Raw genomic sequence first — 18,385 nt, forward strand, 5'->3', positions numbered from 1 at the left:
GGGGCACAGAACCCCGCAGCAAGCCTGAGAGGAAAGCATCATGAGTCATCTGCTCGATCAATTGCGGTTCTTCAACCGCAAGCAAAACGAGTTTTCCGACGGTCACGGCGAGACTCGCAAAGAGTCGCGCGACTGGGAGAACGTCTACCGTTCGCGCTGGCAGTACGACAAGATCGTGCGCTCCACCCACGGGGTGAACTGCACCGGCTCGTGCTCGTGGAAGATCTACGTGAAAAACGGTCTGATCACCTGGGAAACCCAGCAGACCGACTATCCGCGCACCCGTAACGACCTGCCAAACCATGAACCGCGCGGCTGCCCGCGGGGTGCCAGTTACAGCTGGTACATCTATAGCGCCAACCGCCTCAAGTACCCGAAGATCCGCAAGCCGCTGCTCAAACTGTGGCGTGAAGCACGCCAGAGCATGGCGCCGGTCGAAGCCTGGGCGAGCATTGTCGAGAACAAGGCCAAGGCCGACGCTTACAAGAGCAAACGCGGCATGGGCGGCTTTATTCGCTCCAGCTGGGATGAAGTCACCGAAATCATCGCTGCGGCCAACGTCTACACCGTCAAGCAATACGGCCCTGACCGGGTGGTTGGCTTCTCGCCGATCCCGGCCATGTCGATGGTCAGCTATGCCGCCGGTGCCCGTTACCTGTCGCTGATCGGCGGCACCTGCCTGAGCTTCTACGACTGGTACTGCGACCTGCCACCGGCCTCGCCGATGGTCTGGGGCGAGCAGACCGACGTGCCGGAGTCGGCCGACTGGTACAACTCCAACTACATCATTGCCTGGGGCTCCAACGTCCCGCAGACCCGCACCCCGGATGCGCACTTCTTCACCGAGGTGCGCTACAAGGGCACCAAGACCGTGGCCATCACCCCCGACTACTCGGAAGTGGCCAAGCTCACCGACCTGTGGCTCAACCCCAAGCAGGGCACCGACGCCGCCCTGGCCCAGGCGTTCAATCATGTGATCTTCAAAGAATTCCACCTGGACCAGCCGAGCGCCTATTTCACCGAGTACGCCAAGCGTTACACCGACCTGCCGGTGCTGGTGCTGCTCAAGCCCATGCTCGGCACCGCGCCAGGCGCCGGGTATCAGCCCGACCGCTTCCTGCGGGCCTCGGACCTGGCCGGCAACCTCGGCCAGGAAAACAACCCGGAGTGGAAAACCATTGCCCTCGATGCCGACGGCGAGCTGGTTTCGCCACAGGGCTCGATCGGCTACCGCTGGGGCGAGCAGGGCAAGTGGAACATCCTGCCGCGTGAAGGCGGCGCCGGTCGCGAGATCGACCTGACCCTGAGCCTGATCGGTGGCGATGTCGCCGAAGTGGCCTTCCCGTACTTTGCCGGTGAGTCTCACGAGCACTTCCAGCATGTTGCCGGTGACGCCGTGCAGTACCGTCGTGTACCGGTGCGCAGCCTGACCCTGGCCGATGGCAGCCAGGTCAAGGTCGCCACCGTGTTCGACCTGTCGGCGGCAAACCTTGCCATCGACCGCGGCCTGGGTGGCGCCAACGTTGCCCGCGATTATGACGACGCCAGCGTGCCCGGCACCCCGGCCTGGCAGGAGCAGATCACCGGCGTCAGCCGTGAGAAAGCCATCCAGATTGCCCGTGAGTTCGCCGACAACGCCGACAAGACCCGTGGTCGCTCGATGATCATCGTCGGTGCAGCGATGAACCACTGGTACCACATGGACATGAACTACCGCGGGCTGATCAACATGCTCATGCTCTGCGGTTGCGTCGGCCAGACCGGTGGTGGCTGGGCCCACTATGTCGGCCAGGAAAAACTGCGTCCACAGTGCGGCTGGCTGCCACTGGCCTTCGGCCTGGACTGGAACCGTCCGCCACGGCAGATGAATGGCACCAGCTTCTTCTACGCCCACAGCTCGCAGTGGCGCCACGAGAAGATGAGCATGCACGACGTGCTCTCGCCGCTGGCCGACAAGCGCCAGTTCCCCGAGCACGCCCTGGACTACAACATCCGCGCCGAACGCGCCGGCTGGCTGCCCAGTGCGCCACAGCTCAACCGCAACCCGCTGGACATCTGCCGCGATGCCGCTGCCGCCGGTATGGCGCCCAAGGACTATGTGGTCAAGGGCTGGCAGGACGGCAGCCTGCGTTTTGCCTGCGAACAGCCGGATAACCCGGTGAACTTCCCGCGCAACATGTTCATCTGGCGTTCCAACCTGCTCGGCTCCTCGGGCAAGGGCCACGAGTACATGCTCAAGTACCTGCTTGGTACCCGCAACGGCGTGATGAACGAAGACATCGGTCAGGTCGGCGACTGCAAGCCGCAAGAAGCCGAGTGGGTCGACGAGGGCGCCATCGGCAAGCTCGACCTGGTCACCACCCTGGACTTCCGCATGTCCTCGACCTGCGTGTATTCCGACATCGTCCTGCCGACTGCGACCTGGTATGAGAAGGACGACATGAACACCTCGGACATGCACCCGTTCATCCACCCGCTGTCGGCGGCCATCGACCCGGCCTGGGAATCGCGTTCGGACTGGGAAATCTACAAGGGCATCGCCAAGGCTTTTTCGAAGATGGCCGAGGGGCATCTGGGCATCGAACAGGACCTGGTCACCGTACCCTTGATGCACGACAGCGTCGGCGAACTGGCCCAGCCATTCGGCGGCACCGACTGGAAAACCGCGGGCGTTGCGCCGCAACCCGGCAAGAACGCGCCGAACATCCAGGTGGTCGAGCGCAACTACCCGAACATCTACAAGCAGTTCACCTCGCTTGGCCCGCTGCTGGAGAAACTCGGCAACGGCGGCAAGGGCATCAACTGGAACACCGATGAGGAAGTGAAACTCCTCGGCGAGCTGAACTACCGCGAGAACGACGCGGGCATCAGCCAGGGCCGGCCGAAGATCGATACCGCGATCGATGCGGCTGAAGTCATCCTCTCGCTGGCCCCGGAAACCAACGGCCATGTGGCGGTCAAGGCCTGGGCGGCGCTCTCGGAGTTCACCGGTATTGATCACAGCCACCTGGCGCTGTCCAAGGCCCACGAGGCAATTCGTTTTCGCGACATCCAGGCGCAGCCGCGCAAGATTATCTCCAGCCCGACCTGGTCAGGGCTTGAGGACGATCACGTCAGCTACAACGCCGGTTATACCAACGTTCACGAGAACATCCCGTGGCGGACCATCACCGGCCGCCAGCAGTTCTACCAGGATCACCCGTGGATGCAGGCCTTCGGCGAGCAACTGATGAGCTACCGGCCGCCGGTCAACACCCAGACCATCGCCGCGGTGAAAGGCAAGCGCAGCAACGGCCACACCGAGATCGTCCTGAACTGGATCACCCCGCACCAGAAGTGGGGTATCCACAGCACCTACAGCGACAACCTGCTGATGCTCACCCTCAGCCGTGGCGGGCCGATTGTCTGGCTGTCGGAGATCGACGCGCAGCGCGCCGGCATCGAGGACAACGACTGGATCGAGTGCTTCAACGCCAACGGCGCGCTGACCGCCCGTGCGGTGGTCAGCCAGCGGGTCAAGGAGGGCATGGTGATGATGTACCACGCCCAGGAACGGATCGTGAACGTACCCGGCTCGGAAACCACCAAGACCCGCGGTGGCCACCACAACTCGGTGACCCGCGTGGTGCTCAAACCGACCCACATGATCGGCGGCTATGCCCAGCAGGCCTATGGGTTCAACTATTACGGCACGGTCGGCTGCAACCGCGACGAATTCGTCGTGGTGCGCAAGATGGCCAAGGTCGACTGGCTCGACGGCTCGCGCGGCGATGAGCTGCCACGTCCGCTGCCGACCGAGATGGAATAAGGAGTGCTGTCATGAAGATTCGTTCACAAGTTGGCATGGTCCTGAACCTGGACAAATGCATCGGCTGTCACACCTGTTCGATCACCTGCAAGAATGTCTGGACCAGCCGTGAAGGCATGGAGTACGCCTGGTTCAACAACGTCGAAACCAAGCCTGGGGTCGGTTACCCGAAAGAGTGGGAAAACCAGGACAAGTGGAAGGGCGGCTGGGTACGCAACAGCAACGGCAGCATCAACCCGCGCATCGGCGGCAAGTTCCGGGTGTTGGCGAACATCTTCGCCAACCCCGATCTGCCAGGCCTTGACGATTACTACGAACCGTTCGACTTCGATTACCAGCATCTGCACACCGCGCCTTTGGGCGAGCATCAGCCGACGGCGCGGCCGCGCTCGCTGGTGTCGGGCAAGCGCATGGAAAAGATCGAGTGGGGCCCGAACTGGGAAGAAATCCTCGGCACCGAGTTTGCCAAGCGGCGCAAGGACAAGAACTTCGATCAGATCCAGGCGGACATCTACGGTGAGTACGAAAACACCTTCATGATGTACCTGCCGCGCCTGTGCGAACACTGCCTGAACCCGGCCTGCGCAGCATCGTGCCCGAGCGGCGCGATCTACAAACGCGAGGAAGACGGCATTGTCCTGATCGACCAGGAGAAGTGCCGCGGCTGGCGCATGTGCATCAGCGGCTGCCCGTACAAGAAGATCTACTTCAACTGGAAAAGCGGCAAATCCGAGAAGTGCATCTTCTGCTACCCGCGGATCGAAGCCGGGATGCCGACGGTCTGTGCTGAAACCTGCGTAGGACGTATTCGCTACCTCGGTGTGCTGCTGTATGACGCCGACCGCATCAGCGAAGTGGCCAGCACCGCCAACGAGCATGACCTGTACGAGAAACAACTGGAGATCTTCCTCGACCCGAAGGACCCGGCGGTGATCCGTCAGGCCTTGCAAGATGGCGTGCCGCAGTCGGTAATCGACGCCGCGCAACGCTCGCCAGTCTACAAGATGGCGGTGGACTGGAAACTGGCGCTGCCGCTGCACCCTGAGTACCGCACGCTGCCGATGGTCTGGTATGTACCGCCACTGTCGCCGATCCAGAATGCTGCCGCCGCTGGCACCGTGGGCATGAACGGGGTGATCCCGGATGTCGACAGCCTGCGTATCCCGCTGCGCTACCTGGCCAATCTGCTTACCGCTGGCGACGAGAAACCAGTGAAGCGCGCGCTCAAACGCTTGCTGGCCATGCGTGCCTACAAACGTTCCGAGCAGGTTGAGGGGGTACAGGACCTGCAGGTGTTGAAAGACGTCGGCTTGAGCGTGAACCAAGTCGAAGAGATGTACCGTTACCTAGCCATCGCCAACTACGAAGACCGTTACGTGGTACCGAGCGCTCACCGTGAAGAAGCCATGAGCGACGCCTTCGCCGAACGTTCCGGTTGCGGCTTCAGTTTCGGCAGCGGCTGCAGCGGCAGCTCCGACACCAATATGTTCGGCGCGAAAAAGGCCAACCGCCGCGACATCCTCAAAACCGTACAGCTGTGGGAGGACTGAGCATGCGCATCCTTAAAGTGATTTCGCTGCTGCTCGATTACCCGACCGAGACCCTGGTCAACGGCCGTGATGAACTGGAACAGGCGATCCTCCAGGCGCGGGAAATCAGCCCGCGTCAGCGTGGGGCGCTGTTCGAGTTGCTGGAACTCATCTGCAACAACGACCTGATGGATGGCCAGGAGCATTACGGTGCACTGTTCGGCCGTGGCCGGGCGCTGTCGCTGCTGCTGTTCGAGCATGTGCATGGCGAGTCGCGCGACCGTGGCCAGGCCATGGTCGACATGCTCGCCCAGTATGAAGAGGCGGGTTTCGCCATCGGCGTCAAGGAGCTGCCGGACTACATCCCGCTGTACCTGGAATACCTCTCGACCCTCGACGACCTTGAGGCCCGCGAGGGCCTGGCCGATGTCGCGCACCTGCTGGCCTTGCTCGCCGCGCGTCTGGAGGAGCGCGAGAGCGCCTACGCCAGTTGTTTCCGCGCGCTGTTGCAGATCGCCGGTGCCGAACCGCACCAGGCCGTGGCCGACCTGCGCGAGCAGGTCGCCGCCGAGCAGCGCGACGACTCCCTCGAAGCCCTGGACAAGATCTGGGAAGAGGAGGCGGTGGATTTTCTCAAGGCCGAGCAGCAAGAGCGTTGCAGCGCCATGCCAAGTGCGCCGGGCAAGGCCCGGGAAGAAAGCGCGGTACCGCTGCACTGGGTTGATTTTCAGCATCAAGGGCCTGCCAGCGCGCAGGCGACGGAGGTGGGCAATGTCTAAATGGAATCTGTTGGCGTTCGGGGTGTACCCCTATATCGCACTGGCGATCTGCCTGCTGGGCAGCTGGGCGCGTTTCGACCTGTCGCAGTACACCTGGAAGGCCAGCTCCAGCCAGATGCTCTCCGGGCGCGGCATGCGCGCGGCGAGCAACCTGTTCCACATCGGTGTGCTGTTCGTCCTGGCCGGGCACTTTGTCGGCCTGCTGACCCCGGCTTCGGCCTATCACCACGTGATCAGCACCGAGAACAAGCAATTGCTGGCGATGGTCTCCGGTGGCTTTTTCGGTCTGCTGTGCCTGATCGGCCTGATCATGCTGATCCACCGGCGCCTGACCGATCCACGGGTTCGGGCTACGTCCAACACGTCGGACATCCTGATCCTGCTGGTGCTGTTGGCGCAGCTGGTGCTCGGTTTGCTGACCATCGTCGCCTCCACCGGACACATGGACGGCTCGGTGATGGTGATGCTGGCTGACTGGGCGCAGAACACCGTGCTGTTGCGTCCGGTAGAGGCAGCGGCCGCCATTGCTCCGGTCAGTCTGGTGTACAAGCTCCACGTGTTCTTGGGCCTGACGCTGTTCGTGCTGTTCCCCTTCACCCGCCTGGTGCACATCGTCAGCGCACCGGTCTGGTACCTGGGGCGTCGTTACCAAATCGTTCGGCAGAAAATCTGAGGAGGCTGTCATGTCAAGCGGATGTGGATGTGGTGGCGGTAAGGGTGGTGGCGGTGGTTGCGCCTCTTCAACGGTCGTTGAACCCGAGTTGGCTGTAGAGGCGGTGGAGGTCGAAGCACCCGCGCAGTTGATCGCCAGCAGCGAACAGGAATGGCCGATCATCAGCGTCAATGCGCTGCCGATCAGCCCTCAGGCCATGGCTCTGGAGCTGCAGTATCACCCGGCAGCGGATCGTGAGGAGGCGGTATTCATGGCCGCCCGCGCCCTGGTGATCCGCGAGTTGTTGCAGCAGCGGATCGCCGAGTTGGGCCTGTCACTGCAGGTTGGTGCTGGCGAGAACGAAGAGGAAGCGGCCACGCGCTTGCTATTGGAGCGCGAAGTGCAGGTGCCCGAGTGTGACGAGGCCACCTGCCTGCGTTACTACCACAGCAATCGCGGGCGCTTTCACAGCGCGCCGTTGCTGGCGGTACGGCACATTCTGCTCGAATGTGCCCCGGACGATGCCGAGGCGCGCAGCCTGGCGCTGGTTCAGGCCGAGAGACTGCAACAGCGTCTGGCACAGTTCCCCGAGCAGTTTGCCGAGCTCGCGTTGAAGCACTCGGCTTGCCCATCGAAAGCGCAGGGCGGCGAACTGGGGCAGATCAGCAAGGGCCAGACGGTGCCGGAGCTGGAACGGCAGCTGTTCACCCTGGCGCCGGGGCTGGCCGACAAACCGCTGGAAAGCCGCTATGGCTGGCATGTAATCAGCGTCGACCAACGCATCGAAGGCCAGCAATTGCCGTATGAGGCGGTCGCCACGGCGATCCGTACCCAGCTGCAACAAGGCGTCTGGCAGAAGGCGGTGGTGCAGTACCTGCAGACTCTGATCGGCGCTGCGGATATTCGCGGTATCCAGCTACAGGGCGCTGATTCGCCGCTGGTGCAGTAACCTGGTAGACAAGGGGAATGTGATGAGCACGGTGATGCAGGATGGATTCGGGCGGCAGATCGATTATCTGCGCATGTCGGTGACCGATCGTTGTGATTTTCGCTGTGTGTATTGCATGGCCAAGAACATGACCTTCCTGCCACGTCAGCAGGTACTCACCCTCGAGGAGCTGCAGCGCCTGGCAACGCTGTTCGTCGGTCAGGGGGTGCGCAAGATCCGCCTGACCGGGGGGGAGCCGTTGATCCGTCCGGGGATTGTCGATCTGTGCCGTCACATTGCCGCCTTGCCGGGCTTGCGCGAACTGGTGATGACCAGCAATGGCTCACAGCTGCAGCGCCTGGCGCGGCCGCTGGTGGATGCCGGGGTCAAACGCATGAACATCAGCCTCGACAGCCTGGACCGTGAGCGTTTTCGCGCGATTACCCGCAATGGCGATCTCGATCAGGTGCTGCGGGGAGTCGAAGCGGCAAGCACGGCCGGGTTCGAGCGGATCAAACTCAACTGTGTGGTGATGAAGGGGCGCAACTTCGATGAGGTGCTGGCGCTGGTGCAGTACGCCATCGACCTGGGCATCGACATCACCTTCATTGAAGAGATGCCGCTGGGGGAGGTGGGGCGTTCGCGTGGTGAGTCGTTCTGTGCCAGTGACGAGGTGCGGGCGCTGATTGCCAGCCGCCATGCCTTGCTCGACAGCGCCGAGAACAGCGGCGGGCCGGCGCGCTATGTGCGTCTGGCGCAACATCCGGATACCCGTATCGGTTTCATTTCGCCCAACAGCCACAACTTCTGTGCCAGCTGTAACCGGGTGCGGATGACCGTGGAGGGGCGTTTGTTGTTGTGCCTGGGGCAGGAGGATTCGCTGGACCTGCGCGGGTTGCTGCGGCGCTATCCGCTGGATGACCAGCCGATTGTCAGTGCGGTGCAGCAGGCCTTGCGGGGCAAGCCGTTGCGGCATGATTTCAGCGCGGGTGGGGAGGTGCAGATTCTGCGCTTCATGAACATGAGTGGCGGCTGATGCTGGGGGAGCACAAGGCAAAGCAAAATTAAAGATGGAAACTGTGCCGCTCGGAAAGTTCCTACAAGTTGGTAGGAAGCGTCTTATTTCTGGATTGCTCAAGCTGTGGCTCTAATACCTCCGGAAAAAGGAAGTGGAGTTCATGCGCGCCGACCCTTCGTTATTTGGAAATCGGATCGGCTGTCCCCTGAACCTACTATTCAACCTGAATGTATCTCCTGGTACAGGGATTTCTGGAGTGGTCATGGCCTCAAACAGCTTCCAAAACGAAGTGCCCAAGGCGCGGGTGAATATCAAGCTCGATTTGCACACTGGCGGTGCGCAGAAAAAAGTCGAGTTGGGGATTTGGGGAGCAATGGAACCAAAAACCAACGTAAGCCCTACCACCTCCGTTCAGAGCCTTCTTCCCAGGCATCCGCCTCGATAAAACAATTGCGCATCTCGGCCTCTTGGCTGATCTCGGTCAGCAGATCATGTACCGTCTTATCCAGTGCCTCATCGTTGCGATATGGAATGCTCAGCGCGTAGTTGCCCGACTCCAGTGGCTTCATGCCATAGAAATGACCAATCCACCTACCTGCATTGCACCTGTCACAGCTGTTCCCAGTTGGTCATGTAACTGGGGCTGAGCAAGGCCTGGCGCATGCCCGTGGTGCTTGATATGTTTTCACGCTAGGTCATTGATTGGTCAATGAAGTCGTAGATTACCAGCGACGTGGCCATTGATGCGCTGTTGATGGCAGTTTGGAGACGTAAACCGAAGCAAGAAGTGGCACCGGCTCGAAAAGGGAGGATGCTTAGGAAGAGACCAAATAGCACCTCGGCCTAGCCATCGAGCTGGGCCGAGGCGTAGGAGAGGCGCGATTTTCGGGCCCACGAAACCAGACATCAAGCGTTGAGGAATAACGTGGATGAAGCTATCTAAAGTTGTTTTTATGTTTGCTATTTGCGCAGCAATATACTGGCTAACGGGTTATTTTTCGGAGAGCACCCGCATCAATGAATTGAAAGCTGAAGCCAATGCAGGAGATAGCTCTTCCCAGCTAGTGCTTGGCGAGTATTACATGAACGAAAGGAACTACAATGAGGCAATAGTTTGGTTGTCAAGGGCGGCTGATCAGAAAAATGACAAGGCTATTAATCATCTTGGACTGCTTGCTTATCTGCTTGGAGGCAATGCGTCTTCGAAGGAAGAGAAGGAACTCGCTCTACTACTGGAGAAAAGCTTAGACAAGTACAGGGCGCTACGGTCTGTACTGGATATCTACCAGGAAGACTTGAAAAAAGGGAATCTAAATAGGTTATATGAGATCGGGGAGATGTATTATTTCGGGAGCGGCGCCCCGAAAGATCGAGCGATTGCGAAGGAGCATTTTGAGCGCTCTTCTGCGGAAAACTCGAATAATGCTGCCAAATCAGAATATCGATTGGGTGAAATTTACCTCTATGGATACAGCGTCAGTGCAAACAAGCAGACAGCGCTGAAGTGGTTTGAAAAGTCATGCCGGCGGCCGAATTTGCAGGCCTGCGAGGAAATGGATTCGATCCGGTAGCAATCGAAAGGGGAAAGGAGAAAGGAGAAAGGAGAAAGGAGATCAAGCCTGTTTCCTTTTAGGGAAACTCTGAAGAAGACTTCCAGATTTGGCAAAATGCTTGACCTCAAACGCCGAGACGCCTGATGAAGCAGATGACCTTCGCCGACGCCGAGTACGCCGGCAAGCGCAAGCAGACCCGCAAGGAATTGTTCCTGATCGAGATGGATCAGGTGGTGCCCTGGAAGGGCCTGATCGCCTTGATCGAACCGCACTACCCAAGAGGTGAAGGCGGTCGTCCAGCTTATCCGCTGATGGCGATGTTGCGCGTGCACCTCTTGCAGAATTGGTTCGGTTACAGCGATCCGGCGATGGAGGAAGCGCTCTATGAGACGACCATCTTGCGCCAGTTCGCAGGCCTGAGCCTTGAGCGAATCCCGGACGAGACTACCATTCTCAACTTCCGGCGCCTGCTGGAAAAGCATGATTTGGCAGGCGGGATCCTCGGTGTGATCAATGGGTATCTGGGTGACCGTGGCTTGTCGCTGCGCCAGGGCACTATCGTCGACGCCACGCTGATTCATGCACCGAGTTTGACCAAGAACAAGGACGGCAAGCGTGATCCTGAGATGCACCAGACGAATGTATGGTCAGCCCACCTCCTGCAACCCAGCTTTGATGAGCGGTAAAGCATGCTTGCGCTAATGTATTCGGGTTCATGGTGAGCACAGTGATCAGCGCTCGGCCCTTGATGAGAAGTCGCTCCCCACTGTCCTTGATAAAGGCACCAGCTGCAAAAAAGCTATCTTCGTTTTCAGGTTTTCAGGTTTTCAGGTTTTCAGTCGGGATGTCTGCCGTTTATCGTCATCATCACTGTCGTCGCAAAAGCCGGTAGTCACTCGGTTGGATCAAGCTATGTGTTGAACGTTGTAGCTCCCGCCTCGGGCCAATACAGCCCAGACGATTCTTGCCATTTTGTTGGCCAGCGCACAGGCGACCTTGTTTGGGGGCTTGCGTGCCAAAAGGTTTCTTACCCAGGCCCCAAGGGCATCGTTTCGCTTGTCAATTCGGATCATCAAGGCGTGAGCGCCTTGCACCAGCAGGCAGCGCAGATACTTGTCGCCGCGCTTGCTGATGCCGAGCAAGCTCGTCTTGCCGCCGGTTGAATACTGTCGAGGCACCAACCCGAGTGACGCGGCAAAGTCGCGTGAGCTTTTGTAAATCGAAGCGTCACCGACGTCGGCCACCAGCGCGCTAGCGGTGAGAGGGCCGATGCCGGGGATGCTCAGCAAGCGCATGCCTGCGGCGTCCTCAGACAATTGCTGTTTGAATTCGACATCAATTGCTTTGATATCTTTCGTCAGGCGTTGGATATCGAGGAGCATTCGCTCCACCGCATTACGCAGTCGAATCGGCAGTTCATGGTGTTCCATTAACGCGGGCACCTGTTCCAGAGCAGCATGGCCAACGGGGAAAATGATGCCGAACTCCAGCAGAAAGGCGTGCACCTGGTTGATGATTCGCGTGCGACTATCCACCCAAGACTTGCGCAGCTTGTGCTCAGTCGACAGGATCTGCTGCTCAAGGGTCTTTACCGGAACCGAGCGGGTTCTGGGCCTTGATGCGGCTTCGCAGATGGCCTCTGCATCGATAAAGTCATTCTTGTTGCCGGTGACGTAGGCCTTCACATGCTGCGCTGCAATTAGCTGCACGCGGTGGCCTAAGCCTTCGATCTGTCTAGCCAACCACTGCGAACCACCGCAGGACTCCATGGCAATTTTGCAGCTCGGCAACTGCGCCAGATACGGCAGTAATTGGCTACGATTGAGCTTCTTGCGCAAGAGCTGATTCCCTCTGGCGTCCTGGCCATGTAGGTGGAAGGTGTTTTTGCCGATGTCGATGCCCAGAAGTGTCACAGTACTCATGAGATCCTCCTTCGGGAAAGAGAGAAACCTGGTGAGTTTAGATTCCCCGAGTTTCTCGAACCGGGCTGACCATCTCATTAAGGCAACCAGTATTACTTCGGTGCCAAAGCCCATATCGGCGTCGATGATGAATCTGGTCTGGTGCATAGCGTGGTAGTCACGGCGGCCAATGTGGCGGACGTCACGCAGGTCGACAAACTGCTGCACGGTGGGGAAAACGTGGTCTGTGCCGATGCGGGTTACACCGGTGTCGAGAAACGCCAAGAGCATGCCGGACGCGAGGTCATTTGGCAGATTGCAGCCCGGCGCAGCACGTACAAAAAACACGGGAAACGCAGCGCCTTGTACAAAGCGATCCGCAAGATCGAGAAGGCTAAGGCTAAGGTTCGCGCCAAGGTCGAGCACCCGTTTCGGGTGATCAAGCACCAGTTTGGCTATGAGAAAGTACGCTTCCGTGGCTTGGCCAAGAACACCGCGCAGATGCTGACGTTGTTCGCCTTGTCGAACCTGTGGATGGCACGTCGACATTTGTTGGTGAGCGCAGGAGAGGTGCGCGTGTAATGCAGGAAATGGCGGCTGCGAAGTGCGTTGCTGTGGCCGATGGGCGTGAAAAATCGAAGAGGATTGATCAAATTTCGACGTGCGTCGTTTTTTGAAGTGCTGACCGCTCGATAGCCGGAAAGTATCCGGCTATTTCAGACCATCCTTAGGTCTGCCGGCTATCGGCGGTTCGGTGAAAGACCCGGTCAGGTAAGTCTGTGGTCAGGTCGCGAAACCAGGTTGTCCGAGCTTAAGTGCACTTTCTGCTCCGTTGGTCCCCCTTGGCCGAGCGTAATCCCTCACTCTACGAACTGCTCTTGCAGAATTTTGCCGGGGAACTGGACCTGCACGAGGTGCGTGAAGAGGACCAGGCGATCCTGTCGGTGCTCGATAACCTCCAGCGCATTCTCAACAGCCAGGCCGGGACGCTCAGTCACTTGCCCGATTTCGGTTTGCCGGACATGAGCCTGATTCTCCAGGGCCTGCCTGCTGCCGCGCATGGGCTGATGGACAGTTTGACGGCGAGCCTGTTGACGTACGAGCCACGCTTGCGGGCGGTGAACATCCGGTTGTTGCCACAGTTGCAACCGGGCCATCTGGAATATGCCCTCGACGTGCAACTGCACAGCGGTGAGCAAGCGACCTTCGGCACCACTTTGGCGGCTGAAGGTAAGGTCCTGGTGCGCCACCTGAAGCGGCAGAACTATCTGGCGAAACCGTAAAATGTACAAGCGTAAGGATGTTGCATAGCGATGTTGTCAGATATGTATTTTCGGTTGGGCGGCGATCCGCGGGCTCTCGTTCCTTTCAATACCCTGCGTGACGAACTGGCCAGACTGAACCATCCGGCCTGTCCGGATGTGGACTGGGCGAAGGTCGAGCAGTGCTGTCGGCAGCTGTTCGAGAGCAATGGTCTGGAGCTGCAATCTGTTGCCGCCTATGCACTGGCACGTAGCCAACGCTATGGCCTGGCGGGGGTGGTGGAGGGGGTGTCGCTGCTTGAAACCCTGCTGGCCAGTGAATGGTCACGCCTATGGCCGCCCGCGATCCCGGCGCGGCTGGACATCCTGAGCTGGCTTTTCGCGCAGTTGCAGCCGTTGTTGCGCGGGTTTGAGTTGACGACCCGGGACCTGGCGGACCTGGTCGCACTGGACACCGTGCTGGAGCGCATGAGTGAACAGTTGGACCGCCAGGCGCTGGCACCCGTGGTGGTGTTGCTGAGCCTGCGTCAGCAGGTCGATAGCCTGGTGCAACGGCTGACACGTAGGAGCACCCTGCCAGGCGTCATTGTGCCGCCGACACGGCTGGCGCCGGAACCGTCTGTTGCCTGGCCTGATGCACGTCACCGGGTGTGTGAGCCGTTACCTGCCGTTCGACTTTCAATCAGGGTCGATAACCTTCCACCTGAAACGACGCCCCCAGCGAAATCAAAACGGCGTGTTGTCGCCATGTGGCTACTCGCTGGGCTGGGGCTGATTGCGGGTGGTTGGTGGGGCTGGCACTACTGGCTGACTCAGGGTGATGGCATGCATCCCTATGCGGCCGTCTTCGCAAGCGCGAACGGGGCAAGCGATTCGGTGCGGATGGACAGCCTGTCGTTGTTCAAGGCGGGAAGTGCCGAGCTCAAACCAGGTTCGAGCACACTGCTGATCAATGCTCTGGTCGACATCAAGGCCCAACCGGGTTGGCTGATCGTCATTGCTGGCCATACCGATACCACAGGTAATGCCGAGCACAACCTGCAGCTGTCACGGGAGCGTGCCGCCGCAGTGCGTAACTGGATGCAGAGCAGGGGCGACTTCCCCGACAGCTGCTTCGCCGTGCAGGGTTTTGGTGCCAGCCAGCCGGTTGCCGACAATCAGACGCAAGCGGGACGCGCTGCCAACCGTCGTGTTGACATCAGCCTGGTGCAGGTGCCGGGCGCGTGTGCCTGAACATATGAACCCGGTAGAAGCGGGCTTGTCCCGCGATCGCAGGCTGTCAGTCACATCGCATCGCGGGGCAAGCCCGCTCCTACCGGGTCCTGCCTGCCAACCTTGATATCAATCAATTTAATCCCCCGCGTTTACCCGTAGCCTGCACTGCATATTGTGTTTTAAAGAAATCAAACATCTATATGTAGTGTTTGGGGGACGAATGCACAACCTACTACACAAGCGCGACGGCAGTCTGGTCGCTTTCGATGCCGACAAGATCCGCCAGGCGTTGATCGCTGCCGGCAAGGCCACCGGGGAGTACGCCGAGGCCGATGCCGAAGGGTTGTTGGCGGCGGTGCTGGCGCACCTGGAAGGCTATTCGAAGCTGCACGTCGAGCAGATCCAGGACCGGGTCGAGCGGACGCTGATGGACGCCGGGTATTTCCTTTCGTTACGCGCCTATATTGTCTACCGCGAACAGCACGGGCGTTTGCGCCGCGACCGCAAGACGCTGGTGGAAGTGGCGGCTTCGATGAACGAGTACCTCAACCGCGAAGACTGGCGGGTCCAGGCCAACGCCAACCAGGGTTACTCGCTGGGTGGGCTGGTGCTCAATGTCTCCGGCAAAGTCACCGCCAACTACTGGCTCGATGAGGTCTACAGCGAAGCCATTGGCCGCGCCCACCGCGAGGCCGACCTGCATGTGCATGACCTGGATATGCTCGCCGGCTACTGTGCCGGCTGGTCGCTGCGCACGCTGTTGCACCAAGGCCTCAATGGCGTACCCGGACGGGTCGAGGCCGGGCCGCCGCAACACTTGAGCAGCGCCCTGGGGCAGATGGTCAATTTCCTTGGCACGCTGCAAAACGAGTGGGCCGGGGCCCAGGCCTTCAGTTCCTTCGACACCTACCTGGCACCCTATGTGCGCAAGGATCGCCTGCGCTACGAGGAGGTCCGCCAAGCCATTCAGGAGTTCATCTACAACCTCAACGTGCCGTCGCGCTGGGGTACGCAGACGCCCTTTACCAACCTGACCTTCGACTGGGTGTGCCCGCAAGACCTGCGCGAACAGATCCCGGTGATCGGCGGAGAAGAAATGCCCTTCGCCTATGGTGAGCTGCAGGCCGAAATGGACCTGCTCAACCGCGCCTACATCGAAGTGATGCAGGCCGGCGATGCCAAGGGCCGGGTGTTCACCTTTCCAATCCCGACCTACAACATCACCCATGATTTCCCCTGGGACAGCGATAACGCCGAGCGCCTGTTCGAGATGACCGCGCGCTATGGCCTGCCGTATTTCCAGAACTTCCTCAACTCCGACATGCTGCCTAACCAGGTACGCTCGATGTGCTGCCGCCTGCAACTGGATGTGCGTGAACTGCTCAAGCGCGGTGGTGGTCTGTTCGGGTCGGCGGAACAGACCGGTTCACTGGGCGTAGTGACCATCAACTGCGCACGCCTGGGCTATCTGTTCAAAGGTGATACCAGCGGTCTGCTGCAGCGCCTGGATGGCTTGATGGAACTGGCCATGGAGAGTCTGGAGGTCAAGCGCAAGGTGATCCAGCACCACATGGACGCCGGTTTGTACCCCTACACCAAGCGCTATCTGGGCACCTTGCGCAATCACTTCTCCACTATCGGCGTCAACGGCCTGCACGAGATGCTGCGCAACTTCAGTGATGACCAGATGGGCCTGCATACCGAACAGGGGCGGCGCTTTGCCTTGAACCTGCTGGACCATATACGTGCCACCCTGGTGCGCTTCCAGGAAGAAACCGGGCACCTCTACAACCTGGAGGCGACACCAGCTGAAGGCACCACTTACCGCTTCGCCAAGGAAGACCTCAAGCGTTTTCCCGGCATTCTTCAGGCTGGCTGCGTGCAGGCGCCGTACTACACCAACTCCTCGCAACTGCCGGTGGGCTACACCGATGATCCGTTCGAGGCGCTGGAACTGCAGGACGAACTGCAGTGCAAGTACACCGGTGGCACGGTGCTGCACCTGTACATGGCCGAACGGATTTCCTCAGCCCAGGCCTGCAAGCAACTGGTACGCAAGGCCCTGGGGCGCTTCCGCCTGCCTTACCTGACCATCACCCCGACCTTTTCCATCTGCCCGGTGCATGGCTATCTGGATGGCGAACACGAGTTCTGCCCGAAATGCGACGAAGCCCTGTTACTGGCGCAACAGGCCGAGACTGCTCACTGAGTTTTCCCAACCGCAAGGAGCTTCATCATGACTGCACTGCAAACCCTGCCGATGGCGCAACGCCAACGCTGCGAAGTCTGGACCCGGGTGATGGGTTATCACCGGCCGGTGTCGGCGTTCAACCCGGGCAAACAGTCCGAGCACCGCGAGCGTCAGCATTTCACTGAGGACGCGGCACCGGCCGGGCATCCATGAGTCGAGCGCTACGGGTCGGGGGCATGGTGCCCCTGACCACCCTCGACTATCCGGGCAAGTTGGCCTGCGTGTTGTTCTGTCAGGGGTGTGCCTGGCGTTGTCGTTACTGCCACAACCCACAACTTATTCCACCGCGCGGCAGTCAAGAGCTGCACTGGAACCAGGTGCTGGAATTCCTCCAGCGCCGTCAGGGCCTGCTCGATGCGGTGGTGTTCAGTGGCGGTGAAGCGACCTTGCAGGACAGCCTGCCTGCGGCCATGGCCGAGGTTCGGCAGATGGGCTTTGCCGTTGGCCTGCACAGTGCCGGGATCAAGCCGCAGGCGTTCGCCCGGGCGTTGCCGGGGGCTGACTGGGTCGGTTTCGACGTCAAGGCGCTGGCCGAGGAGTGCGCGCTGATTACCCGGGTACAGGGTAGCGGGCTGGCCAACTGGCGCAGCCTGGAGCTGCTGCTGGCCAGCGGTGTGAAGTATGAATGCCGGACCACGGTGCATTGGCAACTGACCGACCCCGCACGGCTATTGACTCTGGCCCGGCGTTTGAGCGAGCGCGGGGTCAAACAGTTTGTCGTGCAGCAAGTGCGTACGAGCCGGATGCTCGATGCCAGCTTGCCAACGCTATCGACGCATAATGCATTACCCGCACTGTGGGACGCGCTTGGCGGTTTGTTTCCACTGTTTGAACTGCGCGGCTAGGCTGCATGCCCAGCGCCTGCCGGGTTGTCCGACCAGAACCTGGCCGAGTTGATCTGGCGCCGGCAGCTGTTTCAGCGTGTGCTGACAACGCTCAAGACGCATTACTCCACTTGGGGCGGCAGTTGTGCCTAAGCAGGTGCACCGGGCCGGTGATCGTCTTTGTGGTCGGCGAAGTAATCGCTCGAAGCCCGGTGCAGCAGCTCGCCTAGCCACATCACCTGCGCGGCCTTTTGGTAAAACTCCTGGGGCGTGACGCTGACATGTGGCCGTATCACACTCAAATGGCTGCGCGCTTGTTCATGATGGATGGGCTGCACCCAGCCGTGATTCAGGCCATGCGCCCGGGCCTCAGTCCAGATCTCAGGTGTGTTGTTGAAGGTCGCTGCGTTCCAGGGCAAGGGAAAGCTGGAGGTCTGGCAATGGATGGGGACTGGGTCGAAGGCAGCATAGCTGTGCAGATTGTAGTGTTTGAACCAGTGGTCCGGATAGTTGCTCGGAGGGCACGGGTAAGGTGTCGGCTTTTCGCATCGTGTGGGGCTGATGAACGCAAATGCGTAGAAGTGAAACCCCAGTTCCTCTATGAGCAATGGCAGGCTGTCGAGCAGATGAGGCAAGTCGACCAAGGGCTGCCATTGCGCTGTTGT

The 18,385-nt window shown here is 60.0% G+C and carries 13 protein-coding genes and 6 pseudogenes; 15 read left to right on the top strand and 4 right to left on the bottom strand.

What is annotated here, in order from left to right:
* Window positions 1-40 precede the first annotated feature (40 nt).
* The 7 genes and pseudogenes from C6382_RS07315 to C6382_RS07345 all read left to right on the top strand — a co-directional run.
* Window positions 41-3,808, top strand: coding sequence for a nitrate reductase subunit alpha (locus C6382_RS07315; protein WP_107023853.1), 3,768 nt, complete (start codon window positions 41-43; stop codon window positions 3,806-3,808).
* Between the two features lie 11 nt (window positions 3,809-3,819).
* Complete coding sequence (gene narH / locus C6382_RS07320) at window positions 3,820-5,358, top strand: nitrate reductase subunit beta (RefSeq protein WP_107023854.1); 1,539 nt, start codon at window positions 3,820-3,822, stop codon at window positions 5,356-5,358.
* A 2-nt stretch (window positions 5,359-5,360) separates the two neighbouring features.
* Complete coding sequence (gene narJ / locus C6382_RS07325) at window positions 5,361-6,116, top strand: nitrate reductase molybdenum cofactor assembly chaperone (protein ID WP_107023855.1); 756 nt, start codon at window positions 5,361-5,363, stop codon at window positions 6,114-6,116.
* Window positions 6,109-6,789: a respiratory nitrate reductase subunit gamma gene (narI, locus tag C6382_RS07330; RefSeq protein WP_107023856.1), complete on the top strand. Its 681-nt coding sequence runs from the start codon at window positions 6,109-6,111 to the stop codon at window positions 6,787-6,789. The genes narJ and narI overlap by 8 nt, the downstream gene beginning before the upstream one ends.
* A 10-nt stretch (window positions 6,790-6,799) precedes the next feature.
* Complete coding sequence (locus C6382_RS07335; protein WP_107023857.1) at window positions 6,800-7,717, top strand: peptidylprolyl isomerase; 918 nt, start codon at window positions 6,800-6,802, stop codon at window positions 7,715-7,717.
* 22 nt (window positions 7,718-7,739) lie between these two features.
* Window positions 7,740-8,732 carry a GTP 3',8-cyclase MoaA gene (gene moaA / locus C6382_RS07340; RefSeq protein ID WP_107023858.1) on the top strand — a complete coding sequence of 331 codons (993 nt, stop codon included), beginning with the start codon at window positions 7,740-7,742 and terminating at the stop codon, window positions 8,730-8,732.
* Between the two features lie 244 nt (window positions 8,733-8,976).
* Window positions 8,977-9,072 (top strand): annotated as a pseudogene (locus tag C6382_RS07345) (type VI secretion system contractile sheath small subunit); the annotation flags it as partial.
* A 40-nt stretch (window positions 9,073-9,112) separates the two neighbouring features.
* Here the strand turns inward: C6382_RS07345 and C6382_RS24625 are convergent.
* A pseudogene (locus C6382_RS24625) lies at window positions 9,113-9,292 on the bottom strand (recombinase family protein); the annotation flags it as partial.
* A gap of 31 nt (window positions 9,293-9,323) precedes the next feature.
* Window positions 9,324-9,377: a hypothetical protein gene (locus tag C6382_RS24630; protein WP_371919586.1), complete on the bottom strand. Its 54-nt coding sequence runs from the start codon at window positions 9,375-9,377 to the stop codon at window positions 9,324-9,326.
* Here C6382_RS24630 and C6382_RS07355 point away from each other — a divergent pair.
* The 3 genes and pseudogenes from C6382_RS07355 to C6382_RS07365 form a co-directional block, all read left to right on the top strand.
* Window positions 9,376-9,504 (top strand): annotated as a pseudogene (locus tag C6382_RS07355) (IS3 family transposase); the annotation flags it as partial. The gene C6382_RS24630 and the pseudogene C6382_RS07355 sit on opposite strands and share 2 nt — an antisense overlap.
* A gap of 139 nt (window positions 9,505-9,643) precedes the next feature.
* A complete protein-coding gene (locus C6382_RS07360) occupies window positions 9,644-10,285 on the top strand; it encodes a tetratricopeptide repeat protein (RefSeq protein ID WP_107023859.1) in 642 nt (213 codons plus the stop codon).
* 125 nt (window positions 10,286-10,410) lie between these two features.
* Window positions 10,411-10,905 (top strand): annotated as a pseudogene (locus C6382_RS07365) (IS5 family transposase); the annotation flags it as partial.
* A 267-nt stretch (window positions 10,906-11,172) separates the two neighbouring features.
* Here the strand turns inward: C6382_RS07365 and C6382_RS07370 are convergent.
* The gene (locus C6382_RS07370; RefSeq protein ID WP_107024080.1) at window positions 11,173-12,189 is read right to left on the bottom strand and encodes an IS110 family transposase; all 1,017 of its coding nucleotides are present in this window, start codon (window positions 12,187-12,189) and stop codon (window positions 11,173-11,175) included.
* A gap of 81 nt (window positions 12,190-12,270) precedes the next feature.
* Between C6382_RS07370 and C6382_RS07375 the strand changes: the two are divergent.
* The 5 genes and pseudogenes from C6382_RS07375 to C6382_RS07400 form a co-directional block, all read left to right on the top strand.
* Window positions 12,271-12,750 (top strand): annotated as a pseudogene (locus C6382_RS07375) (IS5 family transposase); the annotation flags it as partial.
* Window positions 12,751-13,010: 260 nt separating this feature from the next.
* Entirely contained in the window at window positions 13,011-13,451 is a 441-nt protein-coding gene (tssE, locus tag C6382_RS07380; protein WP_107024081.1) for a type VI secretion system baseplate subunit TssE, read from the top strand.
* A gap of 30 nt (window positions 13,452-13,481) precedes the next feature.
* A complete protein-coding gene (locus tag C6382_RS07385; protein ID WP_371919580.1) occupies window positions 13,482-14,663 on the top strand; it encodes an OmpA family protein in 1,182 nt (393 codons plus the stop codon).
* Window positions 14,664-14,865: 202 nt separating this feature from the next.
* Window positions 14,866-17,049: pseudogene (locus tag C6382_RS07390) on the top strand (ribonucleoside triphosphate reductase).
* Window positions 17,046-17,741: an anaerobic ribonucleoside-triphosphate reductase activating protein gene (locus tag C6382_RS07400; protein WP_107023863.1), complete on the top strand. Its 696-nt coding sequence runs from the start codon at window positions 17,046-17,048 to the stop codon at window positions 17,739-17,741. Before C6382_RS07390 ends, C6382_RS07400 begins: the two are co-directional and overlap by 4 nt.
* A gap of 128 nt (window positions 17,742-17,869) precedes the next feature.
* On the opposite strand, the gene C6382_RS07405 is transcribed toward C6382_RS07400, so the two are convergent.
* Entirely contained in the window at window positions 17,870-18,364 is a 495-nt protein-coding gene (locus tag C6382_RS07405; protein ID WP_158262101.1) for an autoinducer binding domain-containing protein, read from the bottom strand.
* Between the last annotated feature and the right edge of the window lie 21 nt (window positions 18,365-18,385).

The sequence above is a fragment of the Pseudomonas sp. BBP2017 genome, assembly GCF_003024385.1.
GTDB lineage: Bacteria > Pseudomonadota > Gammaproteobacteria > Pseudomonadales > Pseudomonadaceae > Aquipseudomonas.

Bases quoted from the DNA above. Each gene is read 5' to 3' on its own strand.
- C6382_RS07315 (WP_107023853.1), top strand. From the start codon at position 41: ATGAGTCATCTGCTCGATCAATTGCGGTTCTTCAACCGCAAGCAAAAC.
- narH (WP_107023854.1), top strand. From the start codon at position 3,820: ATGAAGATTCGTTCACAAGTTGGCATGGTCCTGAACCTGGACAAATGC.
- narJ (WP_107023855.1), top strand. From the start codon at position 5,361: ATGCGCATCCTTAAAGTGATTTCGCTGCTGCTCGATTACCCGACCGAG.
- narI (WP_107023856.1), top strand. From the start codon at position 6,109: ATGTCTAAATGGAATCTGTTGGCGTTCGGGGTGTACCCCTATATCGCA.
- C6382_RS07335 (WP_107023857.1), top strand. From the start codon at position 6,800: ATGTCAAGCGGATGTGGATGTGGTGGCGGTAAGGGTGGTGGCGGTGGT.
- moaA (WP_107023858.1), top strand. From the start codon at position 7,740: ATGAGCACGGTGATGCAGGATGGATTCGGGCGGCAGATCGATTATCTG.
- C6382_RS07360 (WP_107023859.1), top strand. From the start codon at position 9,644: ATGAAGCTATCTAAAGTTGTTTTTATGTTTGCTATTTGCGCAGCAATA.
- C6382_RS07370 (WP_107024080.1), bottom strand. From the start codon at position 12,189: ATGAGTACTGTGACACTTCTGGGCATCGACATCGGCAAAAACACCTTC.
- C6382_RS07385 (WP_371919580.1), top strand. From the start codon at position 13,482: ATGTTGTCAGATATGTATTTTCGGTTGGGCGGCGATCCGCGGGCTCTC.
- C6382_RS07400 (WP_107023863.1), top strand. From the start codon at position 17,046: ATGAGTCGAGCGCTACGGGTCGGGGGCATGGTGCCCCTGACCACCCTC.